The organism is Pseudoalteromonas sp. K222D (assembly GCF_017653575.1).
GTDB classification, from domain to species: Bacteria; Pseudomonadota; Gammaproteobacteria; order Enterobacterales; family Alteromonadaceae; genus Pseudoalteromonas; species Pseudoalteromonas nigrifaciens.
This window is the reverse complement of the sequence record NZ_JAGGDL010000003.1, coordinates 20,558-43,057: the sequence shown is the minus strand read 5'-3', so window position 1 is coordinate 43,057 and position 22,500 is coordinate 20,558. Positions and strand designations below refer to the sequence as shown.

Sequence of the window (22,500 nt, the reverse complement as noted above, 5' to 3'; positions counted from 1 at the left end):
ACCTCAATAATTTCTAATACTTGTAAATGCGTTTTGTAATTTGTTAGGGCACTTTTTACCCGGAGACTGTTCCACTCCAGAATTAAGGTCTAGCCCTAAGGCGCCTTGAAAAAGTGCCTCTTTAATGTTCTCAGGATTTAAGCCTCCAGCAAGCATAAAGGGGGTGGTGGCATCACGTAGCACCGACCAATCAAATGTTTTACCTGTACCGCCAGCTTGGGTGTTGCTGTGGGTGTCGTACAAAATGCGATCAACACCATGTACTGGAGTCGGCAATGCATCTTTTATTGCCTGTGCTTTCCAAATTTCGCAGTCGCTAGGTAGTTGTGTACGCAAGGTGGTAATGTAATCGTCACTTTCTTGACCGTGTAATTGCACAGCCGCCAATTTTAACACACTTGCGTACTGGGCTACTTGCTCTATAGGCGCATCTACAAATACCCCAACAAAGTTAAGCGGTGCACTTTGGCTAAGCTCTATGGCGCAGTCTAAGTCGACATAACGAGGCGACTTGGGGTGAAAAATTAACCCGCCATATACGGCGCCACTTTCATACGCTGCAAGCGCATCTTGGCTGCGCGTTAAGCCACATACTTTGTTATCGCCTAATATAACTCTTTTGCAGGCTTGTTCTAAATCGCGTTCGCTCATAAGTGAGCTGCCAATTAAAAAGCCATCGCAAAGTGGCGCTAATCGTTTTACGTCTTGGTGGGTGTAAATACCCGACTCCGAAATAACGACTTTATTAGCCGGAATAAGTTTACGTAGCTTTTCGGTGGTGGCTAAATCTGTACTTAAATCGCGTAAGTCTCTGTTGTTAATGCCAATTATTTTAGCATCAAGGGCAAGCGCACGGTGTACTTCTGCTTCGTTACTTACCTCAGTTAGCACCGACATATTTAACGAGTCAGCAACGCTATGCAATGCTTTATAGCTTTCATCGTCAAGTACTGAGAGCATTAATAATATAGCGTCGCCGCCATAAATACGTGCCATATATACTTGATACTCGTCTATAAAAAAATCTTTGCAAATAAGAGGCTGCTCTACTTGGCTACGTACAAACTCTAAGTAATCAAAGCTGCCTTGAAAATACTTGGTGTCGGTTAGCACGCTCATACAGCTGGCATACTTTTTATAAACCGAGGTTATTTCAGTTAAATTAAAAGGTTCTCTAATAAGCCCTTTAGACGGCGATGCTTTTTTACATTCTAAAATAAACTGAATGCCAGGGGCTGCAAGTGCTTTATAAAAGCTGCGAGTTGTTGGCACCGCAAGATGCTTAAAGTTATCTAGTGGGCGAGCGGCTTTGCGCTCAATTAGTTCTAATTTTTTATCAGCAACAATTTTGTCTAATACATTAGCCATTACTTACCTCAATAATTGCATTTAGTGTGTTCATGGCTTGCCCTGAACTTAATAACGTGTGTACTTGTTGTGCGCCGTCTTTTAGCGATTGCGCTTTACCACTTAGGTATAACAGTGCGGCCACATTGACAATAATAGCGGCATTATGCGCTTCATCACCCTTACCTTGCAAAATAGCAAGAGAGACATTAGCGTTGTATTGTGGGCCTTCACCGGTTAGTTGTTCAAGTGAATAGTTTGCAAGGTCAAAGTCACTTGGGTTAAGCGTATACTCGCTAATGTTGCCATTATTTAACTCAACCACAGTAGTTGGGCCGTGCAGAGCAATTTCGTCGGTGCCAGAGCCATGTACTATCATTGCGCGCTTGGTGCCTAGGGTTCTTAATGTTTGTGCCATAGGTAGGCATAAATTGGGGTTGTATACCCCGAGTAACTGTACTTCAGGCGCAGCTGGATTTACCAAAGGCCCTAAAATATTAAAAATAGTGCGTGTTTTAAGGGCAGTACGTACTCCCATTGCGTGGCGCACGCCTGGGTGATACTGAGGTGCAAACAAAAAAGTAAAGCCTGTTTGTTCTAAACAATTTGCCGCTTGTGCTGGCGTCATTTCAATATTGATGCCCAATGCTTTGAGTAAATCGGCAGAGCCTGAGTTACTTGAGACACTGCGATTACCGTGTTTTACCATATTAATACCTGCCGCGGCTGCAACAATAGCAGCGGTAGTGCTAATATTAATTGTATTAGAGCCATCGCCACCGGTGCCGCAGCAATCAGCAAGTTGGTTACGGGTAGTATTAAAGGCAAGCGCATTTTCTCGCATAGACGCCGCAGCGCCAGCTATTTCATCGCTGATTTCGCCTTTTGATTTTAACGCTATAAGCAGTGCGCTAAGCTCAATATCACTCATGTTACCTTGCATTATTTCATCAAACAGCGCTTTAGATTGCGTGTAGCTTAATGATTGGTTGCTTATCAGTTGCTCAATTGCAGTTTGAATGCTCGCATTGTGCATATTAGCACTGAGAACATTAATGTTTTGCTTGGTTTGTATACTCATTATGTTCTCCTTTATTGGCTAGCGGTTAAGTAGGCAATGCTTTGCTGTAATAGCTGCGCGCCGTTTGGGGTTAAAATAGACTCAGGATGAAACTGATACCCTAAAACATTGTCATCATGATGATAAATAGCCATAGGAATATCTTGGTATTGGGCAATTACTGCAATATTATCAGGCACTTTAGTGGCCATTAAAGAGTGATAACGCGCTACGGGCATAGTGCTGCCCATACCGTTAAATACTGGGTGTTCACCTAAATCAATTATTGACGATTTGCCGTGTACGGTTTCCCCAGCATGGCCAATTACGCCGCCATAACTTTGGGTTAAAGCTTGCTGGCCTAAACAAATACCCAGCATAGGGAAGTGACCTTTGGTAAGCGCTATTAAATCCATTAAGCAGCCTGCATTACTTGGTGTGCCAGGGCCTGGGGAAAGTACTAATAGCACTTGGCCTTGCTCTTGGCGCATTTTATTAAAAATAACCTCAGCGCTAATATTGTTTCTGTAAACAACCAGTTCACAGCCAAGCATAGTTAGCTCGTCAACTAAGTTATAGGTAAACGAGTCAAAGTTATCTAAAAAGTAAATTTTAATTGGGTGTTGCTGGCTCATGTTAACCCGCCTCGAAAGTAGATTTAATAGCAGTAATAACCGCTTGTGCTTTAGCACGGGTTTCGTTTGCTTCTGACTGCGGATCTGAGTCAAATACCACTCCGGCTCCGGCTTGCACGTAAGCAATATTATTTTTTACAAAGGCTGAGCGAATAACAATGCAGGTATCCATAGCGCCATCACCGGTTAAATAACCTACAGCGCCACCGTAGCTACCACGGCGTTTACCTTCGGTTTGGCGCACAAGTTCTGCAGCGCGTACTTTTGGTGCACCAACTAAGGTTCCCATGTTCATACATGCTTGGTATGCGTGTAGTGCATCAAGCTCTGGCTTTAGCGTGCCGACAACGCGCGACACTAAATGCATTACTTGAGAGTAGCGGTCTACTTTTAATAGCTCTTTTGCAAAGCGCGTACCGGCTACGCTAATACGGGCAACATCGTTACGGGCTAAATCAACTAGCATTAAATGCTCAGCGCGCTCTTTTTGATCGTTTCTCAGCTCAAGCTCGATGCGGCTATCTAAGTCTAGATTTATTTGACCATTCGCAAATTTGCCACGCGCTCGAGTACCTGCAATTGGATACACTTCGACCTGTTTTGATGCCACAGTGTATTTAAGTGCTGACTCGGGTGATGCACCAAATAAAGCAAAGTCTTCGTCGCGCATATAAAACATATACGGGCTGGGGTTTTGCTGTTTAAGTTTGCTGTAAGCATGAAGTGGATCGGGGCAAGGCAGCGAGAAAGTACGCGAAGGCACAACCTGAAATATATCGCCATCTACAATATTCTTTTTAAGCTTAATTACTTGTTCGCAGTAAGTTTCGTCGCTTATATCAATAGCAACATCGCATTCGCCGCTTTGCATCTTGGCGCTAAATTGTGCAGCGTTATCGCATAAGGTATTTAAGCGCTCTAACTCTTTACCTACTTCAAAGCAGTTTGCATGTACGTCGGGGCCATTAAATACATTACCAATAAGTTCTGTGGTTTGTTTTTGATGATCAATTACCACTAGTGTTTCGGCTAAATAAAATACGTAATCGGGGCAGGTGTTTTCGCCGTCTGGCACATCACTTAACTGTTCAAAATTGGCTACCATATCGTAGGCAAATACACCGCCTAAAAAAACCGAAAAAGGATTGTTGGTGGTGCTTTTAATACTGTTAATACAGGTGCGCAGTGCACTGAATGCATTATCGGCAACCAACTTACTCGCTTCGTCAATATCATTGTTTGAGCTTAAGTACGCAAGCGTTAATGTTGTCTCGTTTAGAGTGGCTTCGCAGCTTTTTACATTGGCTTGTAAATAGCTTAGTAGCTGTTGCCCATTATTTGATTGCGCTGTAATCGTTACGGTTTTACCCTGGCATACAATACGCAGTGCGCAATCAACTAAAATTAAACTTTTAACACTGTCTTTAGACTCAATTTCAGCCGACTCAAGCAGTAGCGAATTTGGCTTATCAAGTGCGCTATATAGTGCAAGCGGGCTACTAATATAGTCGCGTACTTGCGTAATGCTGGTTACTTCACCTGGTGTGGTAGTTATGTGACTAAAAATCAAACCTCATTCCCTCAAAAAAATAAAACCCCGCAATGCTGTGCAATGCGGGGTTTAAATAACGATATCTAAATTACAAACAGATCATTACCGTCCCGCTAAATTAAGCGCCACCAACGATGTGTAAGAGTAAGATTGTTATTCATGTTTTTTAGCCTCTAATGCTTTTTATTTTTTCCAGTCGTTACTGGTTAAAAAGATACGTTTAAATAATAATTATAAAATTTAGTGATAAAAAAACCCGCACAGTTGCGGGTTTTGAATATTTGTTAGACACGACAATTCATCACCCGGAAATTACGAGTGCCACCACCAAATAGTGTTTAAAGTAGAATTGTTCATTATTGTTAATGCTTATAGTGTCTTTAAGTGGCTACAGTAAAACGTATCATATGCTTTGATGTCAAGTGTTTATTTAAAAACAATTTAGTTAAAAAACTTGTTATACTAATTACCGATACTTTCCACACTTAATTTTAAGTAGTTTTCTTTTGATAAAATATGATTTACATAGCCATACAACACATTCCGATGGGCAGCTAAGCGTTGCAGAGCTATTGCATCGTGCTGTTGATAAAAATATAGATGTGTTTGCTATTACAGATCACGATACTGTGGCGGCCATAAAGCCTGCTCAGCATATTATTGATACCGAAAACCTACCATTATTGCTGATCACTGGAGTTGAAATATCAACCCGCTGGGAAAGCTTTGAAATTCATATTGTGGGGTTAAATATTGATACTGAAAATTCAGACCTAACGGCTTTATTGCTAGAGCAACAGCAAAAACGCGAAACTCGCGCGTTAGAAATAGGTACACGCCTAGCTAAAAATGGCTTTGATGATATTTACGAGCAAGCAAAAGAGCTTGCAAAAGATGCGCAAATTACTCGCGCGCATTTTGCTCGCGCTTTAATAGCACGCGGTGTTGCAAAAAACTTTCCCGGGGTATTTAAAAAATACTTAGGGCGCGGAAAAACCGGTTATGTACCAAGTAGTTGGTGCGATATGAAAACGGCTATTAAGGCGATTCATGCCGCTGGTGGAGTGGCGGTTTTAGCTCACCCTAGCAGTTATCAAATGTCTAATAAATGGCTACGCAAATTATTGGTTGAGTTTAAATCTGTTGGCGGAGACGCAATGGAAGTTGCTCAGCCTCAGCAAGCACCAAGTGATCGTCAATTTTTAGGCGAGTTGAGCCGTGAGTATGATTTGTTGTGTTCACAAGGGTCTGATTTTCATTTTCCGACAAGCTACTTAGAGCTTGGTAAAAATCTATACTTACCTAAGGATTGCCGCGGCGTTTGGCAAGCTTGGGAAAAGCAAGAAGGAGCAGCAACATGAGTCAACTATTTCATATTCATCCAGAGAATCCACAATCAAGGTTAATTCAACAAGCTGCCGATATAATTAAGCAAGGCGGCGTTGTTGTTTACCCTACAGATTCGGGGTATGCCATAGGGTGTAATATTGGTAATAAACAAGCAAAAGAGCGTATTGAGCGTATTCGTGGCATAGAAAAACACCATAACTTTACCTTAGTGTGCCGCGATTTATCTGAGCTTTCTACGTATGCACGCGTAGATAATCAAACCTTTAGATTAATAAAAAACAATACTCCCGGGCCTTATACTTTTATTTTTAAAGGCACTAAAGAAGTACCAAAACGTTTATTAAACGACAAGAAAAAAACCATAGGTATACGCGTTATAGCGCATCCTATTGCGTGTGCATTACTAGAGGAACTTGGCGAGCCACTCATGTCGTGTTCACTTATTTTACCAGGTGAAGAATACACTGAGTCAGATCCAGATGAAATTATTGAGCGATTAGATAAACACGTAGATTTAATTATCCATGGTGGTTATTTAGCAGAGCAAGCAACCACAGTGGTTGATTTATCTGAAGATGAAGTGCAAATTTTGCGTGTTGGCTGTGGTGATACTAGTCCGTTTGAGTAAAAAATAGTGAACGAAGAAAACACCAAACCAATAAGCACCCCCATTGAAAAGCCAGTGCAGCAAAAGCTGCCACTGGCTTTTTTACATGGTAAAGCCATGGTTGATAAACCGTCTGATTTATATATTCCGCCAGATGCGCTGGAAATTATTTTAGAAACGTTTGAAGGCCCGCTCGATTTATTGCTGTATTTAATAAAAAAACACAAGCTTGATGTTCTCGAATTGTCTATTTTTAGTATTACAGAGCAATACATGAGTTATGTTGAAATGATGACTGAGTTTCAACTCGAACTTGCGGGCGAGTATTTAGTGATGGCAGCCTTATTGGCGCAAATAAAATCTCGTTTACTGTTGCCCGTACACAAAGAGCTAGAAGAAGAGGAAGATCCACGTGCAGAGCTTATTAAACGTTTGCAAGAATACGAGCAATTTAAAAAAGCCGCCGAGAACTTAGACGAAATTCCGCGGGTGGGTCGTGATATTTTTGTAGCCCATGCTGCTATGCCGGTGGCTGAAAATATCACTGAGCAGCTTCCTGAAGTGCAACTTAAAGATTTACTTTTTGCCCTGAGCGATATAATGGCGCGCGCTAAAACACTAGAACATCACTTAATTAGCGCCGAAGTACTTTCTACCCGTGAACGCATGAGCCAAATATTGCAGCAGTTATCACATACTCAATCGGCTTTACCATTTAGTGCACTTTTTACTGTTAATGAAGGGCGAAGCGGTTCAGTGGTTAGCTTTATCGCTATACTTGAGCTGGTAAAAGAAGGGTTAATTACCTGCCTGCAAGTCACATCAGATAGCCTTATTTATGTGAGCCTCAGTAAAAAATCGACTCAATAGTTATTAATAAGCACTCAAAAACAACCTCTTTTAATAACGATTACAATTAACAATAGTTATTAAAAAGCTCTGCATGCAAGTCTTATAATTCTCTACTTATTACCTACTAGTTAATAAAATTGGCTGCGTAAACATACTTCTGTGCGTATATGCACGTAAAGTGTTTGTAAATGTTATTCCTATTTATGCTCTTGCGCGATATTGTAGGTGTAATAACATAAAGGAATAAAGACATGTTTAAAAACTCGCCTGCATCTTACGGGCTTATTGCGATTATTTTACATTGGCTAATGGCATTAACTATCTTTGGTTTATTTGGCCTTGGCTTGTACATGGTAGAACTTACCTACTACGATAGTTGGTATAAAGGCTCATTAGACTTGCATAAAAGCATAGGTTTGACTTTAGCTGCGGTGTTTTTGTTTAGAATTTTATGGCGCTCTTTTTCGACTCAACCTAAGCCACTGGGTACTAACAAAACAATGAACCAAATAGCGCACACTGCCCATATTATTATGTACATTATTTTGGCGGTTATTGTTGTAGCAGGCTATTTAATTTCTACCGCAGATGGGCGAGCTATCGAAGTGTTTACGTTATTCAATGTGCCAGCAATAAACTTTACATTTGACGGACAAGCCGATATTGCTGGGGAAGTGCATTATTACGCAGCCTGCACTTTAATTGGTTTTGCTGTACTGCATGCACTAGGTGCATTAAAACACCATTTTATAGATAAAGATAAAACATTAATTCGAATGATTAAACCAATTAACGCTAAAAATTAATAGCTAACCTGAACTCAGATTAGCTATTAATGTTAACGGGTATTTACCAATAAAAGGATGATTACAATGAAAAAACTACTATTAAGTACCGCGGTATCAGGCGCTATGCTGCTATCGGCAAGTGCTGTAAACGCTGCTGATTATGTGATTGATACACAAGGCGCACACGCGTTTGTAAATTTTAAAATAAAGCATTTAGGCTATAGTTGGTTACATGGTCGCTTTAATACCTTTGACGGTACATTTAGTTATGATGCAAAAACACCAAACGCATCACAGATCACGGTAAACATTGATACCACGAGTTTAGATTCTAACCATGCAGAGCGTGATAAGCACTTACGAGGTAAAGATTTTTTAAATGTTAGTAAATACCCAACGGCAACGTTTAAAAGTACCAGCGTAAAGTTTGATGACGACGATTCTGGTGAAGTGACGGGTGAGTTTACTTTGCATGGCGTTACTAAAACCATTACCTTTGAAATAGATAAAGTAGGCGAAGGTAAAGATCCATGGGGTGGTCATCGTGTAGGCTTTGAAGGCGAAACTAGCCTTAAGTTAGCTGACTATGGCATTGACTACAATTTAGGCCCTGCATCAACTCATGTTGATATTGGTTTATCTATTGAAGGTATTCGTCAGTAATATCTGAAGTAAGCACTTCGATAAAAACGCCACATTATGTGGCGTTTTTTGTTTCTGCTATGCGTGTTTTAAGCTTTATTTTTAAATGCGGAGGTAACCAGCGCATTAATATTTGCGTATAAGCTTGGGTTTGTTTAATTATTTTTAGTTGTTCATTTAACAAAGCAATGTGTTTGGCACCTTGCTGGTTTTTAGTGCAACCTATATAGCCATAACTTAACTCAGGTGACTCTAGAAGGGGTCGCTGTGTTAGGTTTTTATCAAAATTCATAGATTTAGCTAAATAGTAGTGCTCGCTTGGGTAACCTAATAACAAATCAATGCGTTTTAAATTAAGCATATAAGTAAGGCTTGCTAAGCTATCTCGGGTAGGTCTAATAATTAAATTTATATCGGGTGTGGTATTAATAAGTGTGTCTATTTCGTTACCGTAAGAGCGGCTCATAGAAATACCTAAAGTTAACTTATCAGCCGTAATTAAAGAGGCTAACGACACCGCTTTATCAGCAGGTAGCTTAAGTGCTCTACTGAGCTTAATATGCATAGCTACTGCAGGAGAAAGGCCAGTAGTAGAGCTTTCATCAGTAAAGTAAATGCGCTCTTCTCTAAAACTATTTTTATACAGTGACAAAGCACACGTATTGGCTGAGGTATTGGAGAGTTCTTGGATAACTCTGCCCGAAGGAATGAGTATTCTATTAAAAGTAATATTGGGGAGTTGTTTTTCGAGTAAAGAAATAATGCTTTCGTCGCGACCTTGGTGTTTGTTTTCTCCATTTAAAATGTAGTAGGGTGCAAAGTCATGCGTTAACCAGTTAATGGTGTTAGCAATAACTGGTGAGCTGAATAAGCTAAGTATAAAAACAACTAAAAATGCGCGGAGCATTACAAAAATTACCTACTATTATTCTATTAACCTTAAGTGTAGCTAATAAAGTGATAAAAAGTAAAATGCCAGCAACAAGGCTGGCATTTAATTTTGATTATTGCGCTAATAAGTAGGCAAATTATAATCAGTGTAGGTTAGCTGGCTTTTAGCCATTTAACAAATTGACGCGCATCGCTTGCTTTTTGAAACAATGCATTTTTTAAACCTTGTGTATCACTAAAAATTACACGATGTTTGTTTACTGAAATTGACTGCACTGGATGTGCAATTTGGATCATAGACCCGTTATATTTATAAGACATAATAAAACTCACTTTATTCTTGTTATTTATTCTGCGCTATTTTTTATAGCTATATGCAGTTAATAAATTAACGATGTTGTGTTTAGCTTCATTACAGTGTTGACGATCTTTATGACACTTTTGCGATGATAATAAAATCATCTCGGTATTATTTAAGGGGTTCTCGCCGTACAATAACTTAGCTTTTGAATATACGTTTTGCGGGGCTTACTGGATCAGGGTAAATGGTTAACCGCGGTGGTTTATTTAAACCAGAGAGGGAAGGTAACCCAGTTGTATTTTATATGCAAGCTTTTTGTTATATTATTTATGACAGCCACTATCAATAACTTAAAAGGGAAATGATGCAATACCTAGTTATCAGCGATATTTACGGTAAAACACCTTGTTTACAGCAATTAGCTAAGCACTTTAATGCTGAAAACCAAATAGTTGATCCCTATAATGGAGTTCATCAAGCCCTTGAAAATGAAGAGGAATACTATAAGTTATTTATTAAACACTGTGGCCATGACGAATATGCAGCCAAGCTCGAAGAATATTTTAATAAATTAAGCAAACCCACTATTTGTATTGCATTTAGTGCCGGTGCTAGCGCTGCATGGCGGGCACAAGCGAGTACTACAACTACACATCTTAAAAAAGTAATTGCTTTTTATCCTACGCAAATACGTAATTATTTAAATATAGATGCTATTCATCCATGTGAATTCATTTTCCCTGGGTTTGAACCGCACTTTAATGTAGATGAATTAATAACTAATTTATCGGCCAAAAACAATGTGCGCTGTTTAAAAACACTATACCTGCATGGCTTTATGAATCAGCAGTCACAAAATTTTAGTGAATATGGTTACCAATATTTTTATAAAGTTATAAAAACAGCGAATAGCGAAGCGCATTAAAAATGCCCGGCTGTAAATAATAAGTGCGTATAAAAACCACTAAGATTACTTTTACAGTTTTAATTATTATAAGCTGCGCCAATTCAAAAACTCATTTATTAACAGCTATAAAATGGCAAGTTCTGACTATTCATTACTGTAATAGTCGCTATAAAAAGCAACTGCAGACACGCTTAATTTAACATGCTTTAATCGAGGGTAATGTACTTTTGATGGATGTTAGCTTTGCAGTATCAACATATTAATGTGCCCGAACAGGGGCAAAGCATAAAAATAGCAAAAAATGGCCAATGGCAAATTCCGTTGCAACCTATTATTGCTTACATTGATGGTGATGGAGTAGGCCAAGATGTGATGCCTGTAATGCGAAAAGTGGTTGATAGCGCGATAGCGCATTGTTACCAAGCAAAGCGAAAAATTCATTGGATGCAGGTATACAATGGTGAGCAAGCAGCCAAACTATATGATGGTGATTGGTTTCCACAAGAAACAATAAATGCAGTAAGAGAATGTAAAATAGCGATTAAGGGGCCATTAACGACTCCTTTAGGTGGTGGTTTTCGCTCGCTTAACGTTGCACTTAGACAAGAAATGGATTTATTTGTCAATATGCGCACTATAAAAGGCTTTAGTGCATTGCCATCGCCGTTAAAAAATCCTTATTTAACTAATATCACTGTGTTGCGCGATAGCAGTGAGGATGTTTACTCGGGTATAGAGTGGCAAGCTGGTAGTGTTGAAAGCGAAAAAGTACTCGATTTTTTATGCGAAGAAATGGGGGTTACGCGTTTAAGGTTTACCCAAGAATGCGGAATTGGCATTAAAAACATTTCTAAAGAAGGCTCAGAGCGCCTAGTACGTTACGCAATTAATTACGCGCTAAAAAATAACAGCGAATCGCTGACTTTAGTGCACAAAGGCAATGTGCTTAAATTTACTGATGGTGCATTTAAACGCTGGGGCTTTGCACTCGCTAAGCGTGAATACCAAGCCATTGACGATGAAAACGGCCGTTGGTTACATATTCCACGACAAGGGCAGCCACCACTTATAATTAAAGAAGTTATAGCCGATAACATGTTACAGCAGTGTTTAATGCACCCAGAGCAATTTGATGTAGTTGCAACGACTAATCAAAATGGTGACTTTTTAGCAGATATGCTTAGCGCACAAGTAGGTGGAGTAGGCATAATGCCGGCGGCTAATTTAAATAATGAGGTAGCATTTTTTGAACCCACGCACGGTACATTTGCGCGTATTGCTGGGCAAAATAAAGCGAATCCGAGCAGCAGCATTTTAAGTGCGGTATTAATGCTTAAGTTTATGCAGTGGCATGAGGCGGCTAATTTAATAGAAAATGCCTTAGAGCGCACGTTAGCGGCGGGAGAGGTTACGTTTGATTTGCTATCTGAGCCTCATAACTCGATGCCCTTAAGCTGTACAGACTTTGCACTTAGGGTCATCGAGCACTTTTAAACAACACCATTATTAGGCTGCAGATACGTTAACAAGGTTTACGCGATGCGTACATGCACGATTAGTTAACTGCGCAGCACGATGATAAATAGCATGTGCATCTTGGTCGGTATTAAATGTGCCGCTAAGCGTATCCATTAACGCAACTACAATAATGGCTGGAACTTGGCAGCAATGCTCATCCAGAACAGCTTCTGTTGTTTGCGAGTCTACATTGCAATAAGGGTGGTTATTATGCTGATAAGCATTAAGCAATGTTTGCACGTCTAAAACATCATCCGCATTATGTTTAGTTTTACGACAAGTACAGCCAAATTCATCTACTAAAGTGGCAAGTACCTGATAAATATCATCGCTTGGCATCGCCGCTTGTGGTGCTAACTGCTGCTCAATAAATTGATGAAAATGGCTATTAATAAACAATCCGTCTTGTTGGGTGAAGCTTGATGAAGTTTGCATAATTATTACTCTTAGTTAGTTGGCTTAACTTCACTCTAGCGCTAACTCTAGTATTAATAAAATTGTTGTTTTCAATAACTGATATTGATTATATCAATACTGTTAAATTACGACGAATTTTAGTGTGTTTAGCAAGGCTACATTAAGCCTAATTAGCTTACAGTAGCCACAGTTGTTAATTTTACAAACTAGATACAGAGGCTTAACCACACTGGTATAAGTATCTATTATTAGTAAGTTAACAGATAACACTTAACAATAACCTTGTTACACAGGCAATGGTTTAACCACTAACTAACAATAAAGAGACTGCTATGAAAATTTTTGCTCCTGCTATTATTATCACCACATTAATGCTTTCGGCTTGTGGTAATGAGCCACAAGACAACAGCCACACCGACGTAAAAAACACGGCACAAACAGCGGTAATAGTGCATAACTATCAGTGTGAAAGTGGTAATACAATGGCGGTAACTTACCCCTCTACAGACACTGCAACAGTTGACTATTTAGGTACAGAATACGAAATGAAGATTGCTGTGTCGGCCAGTGGTGCGCGCTATATAAATGACAAGTACGAGTTTTGGACTAAAGCATCAGGTACTGGCTCTGAAGGCACGCTGTTTAGCCATATGCAAGATGGTAGCACCGGTGATGCAATTGAAACATGTACAGCGCTATAAGCCTTATTAATACGCATTAAAGCCTAAGTTTAGGCGAATTTAACGAGTAATTTGCAACACCTACTGTGCAAGTTACTCGTTGTAAATTTTATATACCTTTGCACTAGTATTACTACCTGTCGGCAATTGTTTTTGCAAATTCCAGTAGTTCTCTGCGTAACCATTGGTGCGCCGATGCATGATGCAACAATGGGCTCCAGATCATTTTTACCTCAATAGGTACAATTTGAAAAGGTACTGGGCTGATAACCAAGTTAGTATGCGTAGTTAACAGCTTAGCTTGGCGACGTGGTAATGTAGCAATTAACTTATCTGACTGGCACAGTAAACTGGCAATCATATAGTGGCGTGTAAAAACGCGTATTTTTCGAGTTTGTTCTAATTGCCACAGTGCTTCGTCTACCCATCCTAACTTTTGCTTACCAGATTTATTAGTAACAGCGGGCTCAGGCCCCCAACCTGCACGATTTACCCAAATATGTTCGCTTTTTAAGTAATCTTCTAGGCTCGACTGTTGTAAAAATTGATTATTGGGGTGCGTTAAACAACAATAGTTATCGCGCCAAACCGTAGCTTGGTGAAACGAGCGTGGTAGGCCATTAAAGCGGTTAATTGCTAAATCTATGGTGCCTTTTTCCATATCTTGCAGATTTACATCACTTGGGCTGAGTATATCAAAGTTTATTCCTGGGTTTTTACTCAACTGCTCAGTTATAAAAGGGGCGATTAACGTCGACTCTAAATAATCGTTTGCCATAATTCTAAACGTTACTTTGGCACTTGTCGGATCGAATAGCTCAGTGGGCTGAGTAATTTCTTCAGCCATTTTAAGTAATAACTCTATTTCGGGCTTTAGTGCCAGCGCTTTTGCTGTGGGCGCCATAGAGCCTGAAGCCCGCACCAAAAGCGGGTCGTCAAATAAGTCACGCAGCCGCTTTAACGCATTACTCATAGCAGGTTGGGTAAGTGCGAGTTTATTAGCCGCTTTAGAAACACTTTTTTCGTCTATTAGTACGTTTAGGTACACAAGCAAGTTGAGATCGACATTTCTTATATTCATTTAATCAATCTTATTTATTTACTGTATTAATTATCTAAATTAAAGCCTGCTTGCTAAGGTGTAAACAACTAAAAAATAATAGCCGTAATAAGCCTAGTAAATATGCCAGATACAATAACGAATAAACTGCAAAATAGTACAGTGCAAGATGTGATTGCGACTAAGTTAGCGCGCGCCGTTTTTGCTGGGTTTGAAGCTATGTTTGCCACCTTTTTAAATATAACCTTAGGCGCACAAAGCCGCTTTGAACAGCGACAATATCACGAGGTACAAAGTGCTATGCGCGAGCGTTTACAAGTGTATGAGCGCCAAGTTAAAAGTGTAAGTGAAGCGGTAAAGGTTATTGCCTACGCGGAGTTAAGCTGTCCACAGACCTGGCAATTAGCTAAAAATATTTATGGCAACATGGTAAAAAATCATGAAAACGAGCCAATAGCGCATACTTTTTTTAATTCTACCTTTGGTGCTATTTGGGACGATAAAAAAATACGTACTGTGCATTTATTTGTATTAAAAGCTAAATATCGTACTCAACCTCGACCATACGACAGCTTAGTTAAACGTATTTCATTGCAGCATGGCTTTAATAGCGCAATAAAAACGCTGATCACTAATCAGGTTTTTAGAGTGCCATTTAGTAATTTAAACCAAGATGTTGCCACCCTGCAGGCTACTTTAACGCAAGGTGCTAAGCAACAATGTCGACAAGTTTATGAGTTAATAAACTTAAATGACGGCTATATAGAATATGCATATTCACATTTTTATAGAAACAAAGCCTGTTACTTAATAGGCCGATGCATTGCTAAAAATGGCGATAATATGCCCTTTGCTATTGCCATTTTAAATACCCCCAAGGGGCTTAAAATTGATGCGGTAATGATGGGCGCCGACCAGCTAAGTTTACTATTTGGATTTGCGCGCACGTATTTTATGGTCGATACCGACCAACCAGCGCGTTATGTAGATTACTTAAGTGTACTTATGCCGCATAAACAGCGCTTTGAGCTATTTAATGCGATTGGCTTTATAAAACATGCCAAAACAGAGTTTTATCGTTATAAAGTAGATACCACTAAAAATAGCCCCGCGAGCTTTAAGTATGTGGCTGCGCCAGGTACACCGGGTATGGTAATGCTAGTGTTTACTATTGCTGGCTCAGACCATGTTTATAAAGTAATTAAAGATAAATTTAGCGCACCAAAAACCGCCACTAAAGCGCAAGTAAAAGAAAAATACAACTTTGTAAAACAAGCCGATAGAGTAGGGCGACTGGTAGATACGCATGAGTTTAGGTATTTAGCGTTTGATTTGAGCCGCTTTAGCGAGCAGTTGCTGCAACAAATGAAAGAGCACATTGGGTCCAGTTTAATTATTTCGGGCAAGGCGCTTATTTTAAAACATGTTTATGTTGAGCGAAAAATGACCCCGCTTAATTTATATATAAATGATTGCGACAGCAAAGCACTTGCACAAGTGATGCTAGATTACGGCAGAGCAATTAAAGACTTAGCCGGTGCTAATATTTTCCCTGGGGATATGCTGATGAAAAACTTTGGTGTTACGCGCTGGGGGCGGGTAGTTTTTTATGATTATGACGAAATTTGCCCACTTACCGATTGCAACTTTAGAGAAGTGCCGCAAACGCAAAATGCGCTAGAAGAGCTAAGTTCAGACTCGTATTTTGATATAGAGCCAAATGATATTTTCCCGAGTCAATTTAAAGTGTTTTTTAGTGCTAATGAATTGGCATTTAATGCTTTTAATAGTCATCACAGCGATTTATTTAACGCCCAGTTTTGGCAAACGTGCCAACAACAGGTACAACAAGGCTATTTACCCGACGTGTATCCATATAAACAAAGTTGGCGCTTTAAATAAGGTGTTTTGATCCCCATATATAAATTACATTAATTTAGTTATGCAACGTTTAGTAATAGCGTTTAGTTATATAAAGCTTAGGAGTGGCAATGAAATACATTTCTCATGAAGATGGCATACTTGCATTTAGTGAAACCAATAAACCGGTTTTAAAGAGCCATGAAGTACTGGTAAAAGTAGCCGCCATTGGTGTAAATCGCGCCGATTGTATGCAACGCCAAGGTAAGTATCCGGCGCCAAAAGATGACAGCCAAATATTAGGGTTAGAGTGCGCAGGCATCGTTTGCGATATTGGTGGTAAAGTTGATAAAATTTGGCTTAATAAACGCGTTTTTGCTTTATGTGCTGGTGGTGCTTACAGTGAATATGTTGCGGTTGATGCCAAACAGCTAATGGAGTTACCAGATGACGTGTCTATGAGAGAGGGCGCTGCAATAAGTGAAGTATATTTAACAGCATTTGGTGCTTTGTTTGAATTAGGTAAATTACAAGCTGGGCAAACGGCGTTAATTCATGCAGGTGCAAGCGGTGTGGGTGGTGCTGCAATTCAAATGGCTAAAAGCGCAGGGGCAACTGTGGTTATAACCGCAGGTTCAGATGAAAAATGTGCACATGCCAAAGCACTGGGCGCCGATCATGCTATAAACTATAAAACCACTGATTTTGTAGAATATATGAAGGCTAATAACCTAACGGCTAACACAATTGTAGATCCTGTTTCGGGTAGTTATTTAAACAAAAATGCGGCTGTTGCGGCTATGGATTGCCAAATTGTAATGCTGGCATTTTTAGATGGTCGTTTTGCTGAAGTTGATTTTGCCCGTTTACTGCAAAAACGTATCTCGTTTCATGCATCAACACTTAGAAACCGTAGTATAGAGTTTAAACGCGCATTAAGAGATGATTTTGTAGCGCGTTTTTATAGCGATATTGCAAGTAAAAGCTACGATTTTAATTTATATAAAGTGCTACCTTGGAGCCAAGCAAGCGAGGCTCATGCTATTTTAGAGCGCAATGAAAACGCCGGTAAAGTAGTGTTAAGTGTAGAATAAACCAGTACGTGTAATGTATAGGCATTGTTTATGTCTCTGGTAGTCAATATAATTTAGTTATAACACACATAATAAGGTTAATAATGAATCCAATTATCGCCACTTTAAAAGAGCATAATGTTAGCGACGAGCAAATAGCCGAGCTATTTGAAGCATTAACGCAAAACCCAATGATGGCAATGGCCATGGTGCAACAACTTGGTATACCACCTGAAAAACTACAGCAACTAATGGCAGTAGTGATGACTCAGCCGCACTTAATTAAAGAAGCGACAGACGAGTTAGGTTTAGACTTTTCGAAAGTACAAGCCGCAAAAGATAAGTTAAATCAGTAATCCCTCCGTACTTTTAACCAAGGTATAACCTTATACCTTGGTATTTTAGCTCACCTTAAACATGTTTTGTTACATTAGTAATTGAACTGCGATTGATTTTTAGCGTCTTAGTTTTAGTCGATAAAATGGTGGGAATATTGTATGAAAACACTGATTAAATTTTGGAAAAATAACCGTTCATTAATCATATTTATAGCGTTAATGAGCGTATTTAGAAGTGCAGTTGCCGATTGGTACGAAGTACCTACAGGCTCTATGCGGCCCACCATTGAAGTAGGCGACAGAGTTTTAACAAATAAAATGGCTTACGATTTACGCTTACCCTTTACGCATATACCACTAATGAAGTTAGGCGACCCACAAGCAGGTGATATCATAGTATTTGATTCAAAAAAAGCTGATAACCGCTTAATAAAGCGGGTAATAGGCGTACCTGGCGATACTGTGTCGCTTGAGCATAACGAGCTTATTATTAATGGTAAAAAGCTTAACTATGCTCGTTTGCACAGTAATTTAGGTTCACTTGATAAAATTGAAAACTTAAACGGTCATAAACACTCAATAAGAGTAGCCAATAGAGCGTCGCGATTAGCAGGGTTTGATAAAATCACAATCCCGAATAATTACTATTTAGCCATGGGGGATAACCGCGATAACAGTGCCGATTCTCGCGTAATAGGCTTGATCCCGCGTAGCGAAATGCTAGGTAAAGCAGAGCGAGTAATTGTATCGCTTGATTACGATAACTATTATTTACCGCGAACTGATCGATTATTAAAAGCGCTTGAATAAGCGTGTTTGTATTTTAGCAGCTAAATAAAAACCCGGGTTATACCCATTGAGTTGTATTGCATAAAGTAATAAAACGAATGTAAATTGATGGTAATTATAGTAGCTTGATATTCCTGCTATTTTTTAACACCTGTTCAGCAGAGTCAATAATATGAGCTTAAAGACTAAAGAATCGCCTATATTACTGTTCGATGGCGTATGCAATTTATGCACAGGCTCGGTACGCTTTGTGATTGAGCATGATCCATATAAAAAATTTCGCTTTGCGTCATTGCAGTCAACTGTAGCAAAAAACTTACTCAAGCAGCAGGGAAGTGAAGCTACAAGTAAGCTGGGTTCTGTGGTGCTTATTGACGATAGTGGCATTTGGTTTAAGTCAACAGCGGCACTTCGTACTGCTGGGCAGTTATCGGGTTTGTGGCCGTTGTTGCAAGTGTTACTCATAATACCTCGGCCATTACGAGATTGGGGTTATGATTTTATTGGTGCTAGACGTTATAAGTGGTTTGGGCGTACAAATGCTTGTTGGTTGCCAGCAGAGGACATAAGTGATCGCTTTTTAGATTAAATTTATAAATAGACTTTTAACTTTAATACGCAAATGCTAAGGGGAATTAATCATGATAGTAAGAATACTTGATAAGCTAACCTTTGCTGTTGCGTTAATTATAGCGTTGCAAGTACCGCAACTTACGGATCATTATCAGCAACATTTAGCAGGCTTGTATCAGGCAACAAAATGGCAAGTTGATGGTTATAAAGCCACCGCCCAAATGCATGCATTTCCCAGTGTTAAAGCAATGATTGATAGACACTTACGCAATAGCGAGCCAAGTGTTAAAACTGATGCACAACAAAAGCTGTTAACCCTTGATTTATTTGCAGATTTAGAAGGTGGAATGACTATATTTAAACAGGGTAACTTTTTTGAAAAACTAATTTATATGTTTACTCCCACCCGTTTCGATATATTAAAAAATACTATTGATAACTTTAAATTAGGCATACCGCTTACTTTTAGCGGTATTGCGTTTGGGCTAGTATTTGGTTTTTTATTAAATCAATTAATTATGCTACCTTTTACAATTTACTCAGTTAAAAAAAGGGCAAGTAAAGTCAACACTATCGAGAAACCAGCCCAATAATAGTATAATCATTTAAATCACCTATATAACTAGGCTCACATATTATGAGAACTGATAGCATTTATGCGATATTTATCGGCAATTTCCCTTTGTTTATTTATGGTTATAAGCATGCTTTTTGGTTGCGCTAGTTATCCTAAGGTTCAAGCCGAACCTAGCTATGCATTTAGCAAAACGCAAAATACTAGCTTAGCTAAAGGCATAGCATTAGAGGCGAGTAAACACCCTGCGAGCTCAGGGTTCTATCTACTTGGTGATGGCCTTGATGCATTTGCAACTAGGCTGTTATTAATAGAAAAAGCCGAAATGTCTATTGATGTGCAGTATTACTTATTTCATAACGATACTACGGCCAAAATATTCACTCATTACTTACTTCGTGCAGCCGATAGAGGCGTGCGGGTACGCATGTTACTAGATGACTTTGGCCACGAAAGCCAAGACGCTTTATTTAGTGCCTTGGTGCAACACCCTAATGTGTCAGTACGGTTATTTAATCCGTTTTCAAATCGCACTTTACCTTATGTTGATTTTTTAACTAATTTTAAACAGATCAATAGGCGCATGCATAACAAGTCGTTTATTGTTGATAATCAGGCGGCTATTATTGGTGGCCGTAATATTGGAGATACTTATTTTTCTGCCAATATTTACACTAACTTTTCTGATTTAGATGTACTTGGCGTGGGGGAATTTGCCCCGCGTGTGGCCACTGCATTTGATTTATATTGGAATCATTCACTCTCGGTAGCGATTAAATATATAGCGCCTGCATCGAGTGCAGCTAAACTAGAACAAGTACGAAAACAACTCGCTAAAATATATACTAGTGAGCAAAGTAAAGCCTATCTACGGCGTTTAGAGTCACTGGATATTATTGATAATTTGCTACGCGGACAGCTAGCACTTTACTGGGCAAACTCTGAATTAGTATACGATCATCCTGATAAAATAATGAATGAGAGTGATGATAATACCGGTTATATGGCCCCAGCATTAAGTAATTTACTTAATGATGCACATAGTGAAGCATTAATTGTTTCACCTTATTTTATTCCCGGTGATGCAGGCGTTGCAAGCTTAAAACGTTGGATTAATACCGGTGCTAATGTGACCATTTTAACCAATTCGCTCTCGGCCAACGACGTACCCGTTGTGCACGCCGGCTATGCAAACTATCGTAAGTCACTTATAGAGGCGGGCGTTAAATTATGGGAGTTACGCGCTACAGTAAAACCTAAGTATAAGTCTAAGTCTAAGCCTAAAATTAAATCTAAAGATAAAACAAAACATAAAAAAATCACCGATTTAGCTGGTTCATCAAAAGCGAGCTTACATGCTAAAACAATGATTTTTGATCGTAATACGCTTTTTGTTGGCTCAATGAACTTAGACCCACGTTCAATTAATTTAAATACCGAAATAGGTGTTGTAATTTACAGTGACAAAATGGCAAGCACAGCAGCAGATATATTTTTAGAAGAGTTACCTCGCCATGCATGGCGATTAGATGTCACTAAAACTGAGAATTGGTGGGGTTTTAATCACGACTTACTGTGGTTAGATGAATCAATTACACCCACTAAAGTGGTAAGTAAAAACTCTGAGCCAGAGGCCAGCACCTGGGTACGTTTTCAGGCTTGGTTATTTGGCTACCTGCCTGTAGAACACTTACTTTAATATGTGTTAAATAAGGCGGTAACCCCAATATTAATACTTAATCAGCACTCAGGGTAAGAGGTTTAACAGTTTGAATAATAATAGTATTTAAGGGTGCTTTTTTACAACAAAAGCGCCTCGTATATCGCCCAAATTAAAACCAGTCGCTTTATCGCTTGGATAAAGCTCAGTTAATTTGTTTTTTACTTCAGGCTTTAATTCACTACCATGGCAGGCTAAGCAAGCCTGCCCAGTAGGAATTGCTTTGACTAAATACCAAGCATCGGCTTTTTGTTCTTGATGTTCAATATTTGCTATAGGTTCGCCATTTTCTTTACGCTGCTCAAAATCGAGCAGTATTGAATTTAACCACTCGTTAGCTTGGTTATTAGGATTGCGCACTTTTAATGATGTACGACTAATTTCCCACTCATTCGCACTGTGTTGTAGTGCAATAGCCGGCGCACTAATATTGCATACTTCAATTGCTGCAACAGGCCCGCTCGCTTTCATGGTACTTACTAAAACATTTTTTAAATCAGTTGAAAATGCTTTAACAGTGCTGCGAGCAAAGTATGCATCGTCGCTATTAGCTAATACGCTTGATGAAACAACCAAGCTGGTAAATAATAAAATAGAGCGCATAATACACCTTTGTACATTAGAGGATTCTAATGTACAGCTGAGCAATAATTTATTCAAGTTTTTCTATCGCTAATTATCCGGATCTCTGGTTAATTTAAGTACTGTATAAATTATAGCTGCAAAGAGCTTAGCTAAATGATGATAAACCCAAAATATAAATTACATAAAAGGTAGCTAATAATGACAACTAAAAATGATGACAGTGCTAAATATGCATTATCGCAGCAAAGTAAACCGCTTGATGATCCGCTAGAAGCAATTAAAAGCATGCGTTTAGAGCAGTTGGCCGTATGTAAGCTAAAAGCAGAAAAAGAGATGCAAACTATGAAAGCAGAATCTACCCCTGACAAAAATAAACAATAA

At 39.2% G+C, this 22,500-nt stretch carries 25 protein-coding genes; 16 read left to right on the top strand and 9 right to left on the bottom strand.

Features of this window, described 5'->3' with window-relative positions; genetic code table 11:
• Positions 1 to 3 precede the first annotated feature (3 nt).
• The 4 genes from trpCF to J5X91_RS02865 are packed head-to-tail and all read right to left on the bottom strand — an operon-like array spanning position 4 to position 4,612.
• On the bottom strand, positions 4 to 1,368 hold the full coding sequence (trpCF, locus tag J5X91_RS02880) for a bifunctional indole-3-glycerol-phosphate synthase TrpC/phosphoribosylanthranilate isomerase TrpF (protein ID WP_208834034.1): 1,365 nt from the start codon (positions 1,366 to 1,368) through the stop codon (positions 4 to 6).
• A complete protein-coding gene (gene trpD / locus J5X91_RS02875) occupies positions 1,361 to 2,428 on the bottom strand; it encodes an anthranilate phosphoribosyltransferase (RefSeq protein WP_089368172.1) in 1,068 nt (355 codons plus the stop codon). Before trpD ends, trpCF begins: the two co-directional genes overlap by 8 nt.
• 11 nt (positions 2,429 to 2,439) lie before the next feature.
• On the bottom strand, positions 2,440 to 3,042 hold the full coding sequence (locus tag J5X91_RS02870; protein WP_041454404.1) for an aminodeoxychorismate/anthranilate synthase component II: 603 nt from the start codon (positions 3,040 to 3,042) through the stop codon (positions 2,440 to 2,442).
• 1 nt (position 3,043) lies between these two features.
• The gene (locus J5X91_RS02865) at positions 3,044 to 4,612 is read right to left on the bottom strand and encodes an anthranilate synthase component 1 (RefSeq protein ID WP_182683268.1); all 1,569 of its coding nucleotides are present in this window, start codon (positions 4,610 to 4,612) and stop codon (positions 3,044 to 3,046) included.
• A 488-nt stretch (positions 4,613 to 5,100) separates the two neighbouring features.
• Here J5X91_RS02865 and J5X91_RS02860 point away from each other — a divergent pair, with 488 nt between their 5' ends.
• The 5 genes from J5X91_RS02860 (at position 5,101) to J5X91_RS02840 (ending at position 8,854) form a co-directional block, all read left to right on the top strand.
• On the top strand, positions 5,101 to 5,955 hold the full coding sequence (locus tag J5X91_RS02860; protein ID WP_182677081.1) for a PHP domain-containing protein: 855 nt from the start codon (positions 5,101 to 5,103) through the stop codon (positions 5,953 to 5,955).
• Positions 5,952 to 6,572 (top strand): L-threonylcarbamoyladenylate synthase, encoded by a 621-nt coding sequence (locus J5X91_RS02855; RefSeq protein ID WP_011327977.1) that lies wholly within the window; start codon positions 5,952 to 5,954, stop codon positions 6,570 to 6,572. The genes J5X91_RS02860 and J5X91_RS02855 overlap by 4 nt, the downstream gene beginning before the upstream one ends.
• A 96-nt stretch (positions 6,573 to 6,668) precedes the next feature.
• Positions 6,669 to 7,421 carry a ScpA family protein gene (locus tag J5X91_RS02850; RefSeq protein ID WP_244363736.1) on the top strand — a complete coding sequence of 251 codons (753 nt, stop codon included), beginning with the start codon at positions 6,669 to 6,671 and terminating at the stop codon, positions 7,419 to 7,421.
• 233 nt (positions 7,422 to 7,654) lie between these two features.
• On the top strand, positions 7,655 to 8,209 hold the full coding sequence (locus J5X91_RS02845; RefSeq protein WP_011327979.1) for a cytochrome b: 555 nt from the start codon (positions 7,655 to 7,657) through the stop codon (positions 8,207 to 8,209).
• A 66-nt stretch (positions 8,210 to 8,275) separates the two neighbouring features.
• Positions 8,276 to 8,854 (top strand): YceI family protein, encoded by a 579-nt coding sequence (locus J5X91_RS02840; protein WP_011327980.1) that lies wholly within the window; start codon positions 8,276 to 8,278, stop codon positions 8,852 to 8,854.
• Positions 8,855 to 8,888: 34 nt separating this feature from the next.
• Here J5X91_RS02840 and J5X91_RS02835 read toward each other — a convergent pair whose 3' ends face one another.
• Positions 8,889 to 9,740: a transporter substrate-binding domain-containing protein gene (locus J5X91_RS02835; RefSeq protein ID WP_011327981.1), complete on the bottom strand. Its 852-nt coding sequence runs from the start codon at positions 9,738 to 9,740 to the stop codon at positions 8,889 to 8,891.
• 137 nt (positions 9,741 to 9,877) lie between these two features.
• A complete protein-coding gene (locus J5X91_RS02830; RefSeq protein ID WP_007375427.1) occupies positions 9,878 to 10,045 on the bottom strand; it encodes a hypothetical protein in 168 nt (55 codons plus the stop codon).
• 344 nt (positions 10,046 to 10,389) lie between these two features.
• Between J5X91_RS02830 and J5X91_RS02825 the strand changes: the two genes are divergently transcribed.
• A complete protein-coding gene (locus J5X91_RS02825) occupies positions 10,390 to 10,950 on the top strand; it encodes a hypothetical protein (protein ID WP_011327983.1) in 561 nt (186 codons plus the stop codon).
• Positions 10,951 to 11,175: 225 nt separating this feature from the next.
• Positions 11,176 to 12,426 (top strand): NADP-dependent isocitrate dehydrogenase, encoded by a 1,251-nt coding sequence (gene icd / locus J5X91_RS02820; RefSeq protein WP_041454683.1) that lies wholly within the window; start codon positions 11,176 to 11,178, stop codon positions 12,424 to 12,426.
• A 12-nt stretch (positions 12,427 to 12,438) separates the two neighbouring features.
• Here icd and J5X91_RS02815 read toward each other — a convergent pair whose 3' ends face one another.
• Positions 12,439 to 12,885, bottom strand: a complete 447-nt coding sequence (locus J5X91_RS02815; RefSeq protein WP_192531693.1) for a hypothetical protein — start codon at positions 12,883 to 12,885, stop codon at positions 12,439 to 12,441.
• A 314-nt stretch (positions 12,886 to 13,199) separates the two neighbouring features.
• Here J5X91_RS02815 and J5X91_RS02810 point away from each other — a divergent pair, with 314 nt between their 5' ends.
• Positions 13,200 to 13,568 (top strand): MliC family protein, encoded by a 369-nt coding sequence (locus tag J5X91_RS02810; RefSeq protein ID WP_208834033.1) that lies wholly within the window; start codon positions 13,200 to 13,202, stop codon positions 13,566 to 13,568.
• A gap of 112 nt (positions 13,569 to 13,680) precedes the next feature.
• On the opposite strand, the gene J5X91_RS02805 is transcribed toward J5X91_RS02810, so the two are convergent.
• Positions 13,681 to 14,628 carry a LysR family transcriptional regulator gene (locus J5X91_RS02805; RefSeq protein ID WP_011327987.1) on the bottom strand — a complete coding sequence of 316 codons (948 nt, stop codon included), beginning with the start codon at positions 14,626 to 14,628 and terminating at the stop codon, positions 13,681 to 13,683.
• A gap of 102 nt (positions 14,629 to 14,730) precedes the next feature.
• Here J5X91_RS02805 and aceK point away from each other — a divergent pair, with 102 nt between their 5' ends.
• The 7 genes from aceK (at position 14,731) to J5X91_RS02770 (ending at position 21,513) form a co-directional block, all read left to right on the top strand.
• Positions 14,731 to 16,509 (top strand): bifunctional isocitrate dehydrogenase kinase/phosphatase, encoded by a 1,779-nt coding sequence (gene aceK / locus J5X91_RS02800; protein ID WP_011327988.1) that lies wholly within the window; start codon positions 14,731 to 14,733, stop codon positions 16,507 to 16,509.
• Between the two features lie 89 nt (positions 16,510 to 16,598).
• The gene (locus tag J5X91_RS02795) at positions 16,599 to 17,561 is read left to right on the top strand and encodes a zinc-binding dehydrogenase (RefSeq protein WP_086995580.1); all 963 of its coding nucleotides are present in this window, start codon (positions 16,599 to 16,601) and stop codon (positions 17,559 to 17,561) included.
• 83 nt (positions 17,562 to 17,644) lie between these two features.
• A complete protein-coding gene (locus J5X91_RS02790; protein WP_058373242.1) occupies positions 17,645 to 17,896 on the top strand; it encodes a DUF2999 domain-containing protein in 252 nt (83 codons plus the stop codon).
• A 141-nt stretch (positions 17,897 to 18,037) separates the two neighbouring features.
• Entirely contained in the window at positions 18,038 to 18,688 is a 651-nt protein-coding gene (gene lepB, locus J5X91_RS02785; protein ID WP_089368176.1) for a signal peptidase I, read from the top strand.
• A gap of 151 nt (positions 18,689 to 18,839) precedes the next feature.
• Positions 18,840 to 19,256 carry a DCC1-like thiol-disulfide oxidoreductase family protein gene (locus tag J5X91_RS02780; protein ID WP_208834032.1) on the top strand — a complete coding sequence of 139 codons (417 nt, stop codon included), beginning with the start codon at positions 18,840 to 18,842 and terminating at the stop codon, positions 19,254 to 19,256.
• A gap of 52 nt (positions 19,257 to 19,308) precedes the next feature.
• Positions 19,309 to 19,833: a DUF2937 family protein gene (locus tag J5X91_RS02775; RefSeq protein ID WP_208834031.1), complete on the top strand. Its 525-nt coding sequence runs from the start codon at positions 19,309 to 19,311 to the stop codon at positions 19,831 to 19,833.
• A 111-nt stretch (positions 19,834 to 19,944) separates the two neighbouring features.
• A complete protein-coding gene (locus J5X91_RS02770) occupies positions 19,945 to 21,513 on the top strand; it encodes a phospholipase D family protein (RefSeq protein WP_208834030.1) in 1,569 nt (522 codons plus the stop codon).
• Positions 21,514 to 21,600: 87 nt separating this feature from the next.
• On the opposite strand, the gene J5X91_RS02765 is transcribed toward J5X91_RS02770, so the two are convergent.
• Entirely contained in the window at positions 21,601 to 22,137 is a 537-nt protein-coding gene (locus J5X91_RS02765; protein WP_197108040.1) for a DUF3365 domain-containing protein, read from the bottom strand.
• A 180-nt stretch (positions 22,138 to 22,317) separates the two neighbouring features.
• Here J5X91_RS02765 and J5X91_RS02760 point away from each other — a divergent pair, with 180 nt between their 5' ends.
• On the top strand, positions 22,318 to 22,500 hold the full coding sequence (locus J5X91_RS02760) for a hypothetical protein (protein ID WP_011327996.1): 183 nt from the start codon (positions 22,318 to 22,320) through the stop codon (positions 22,498 to 22,500).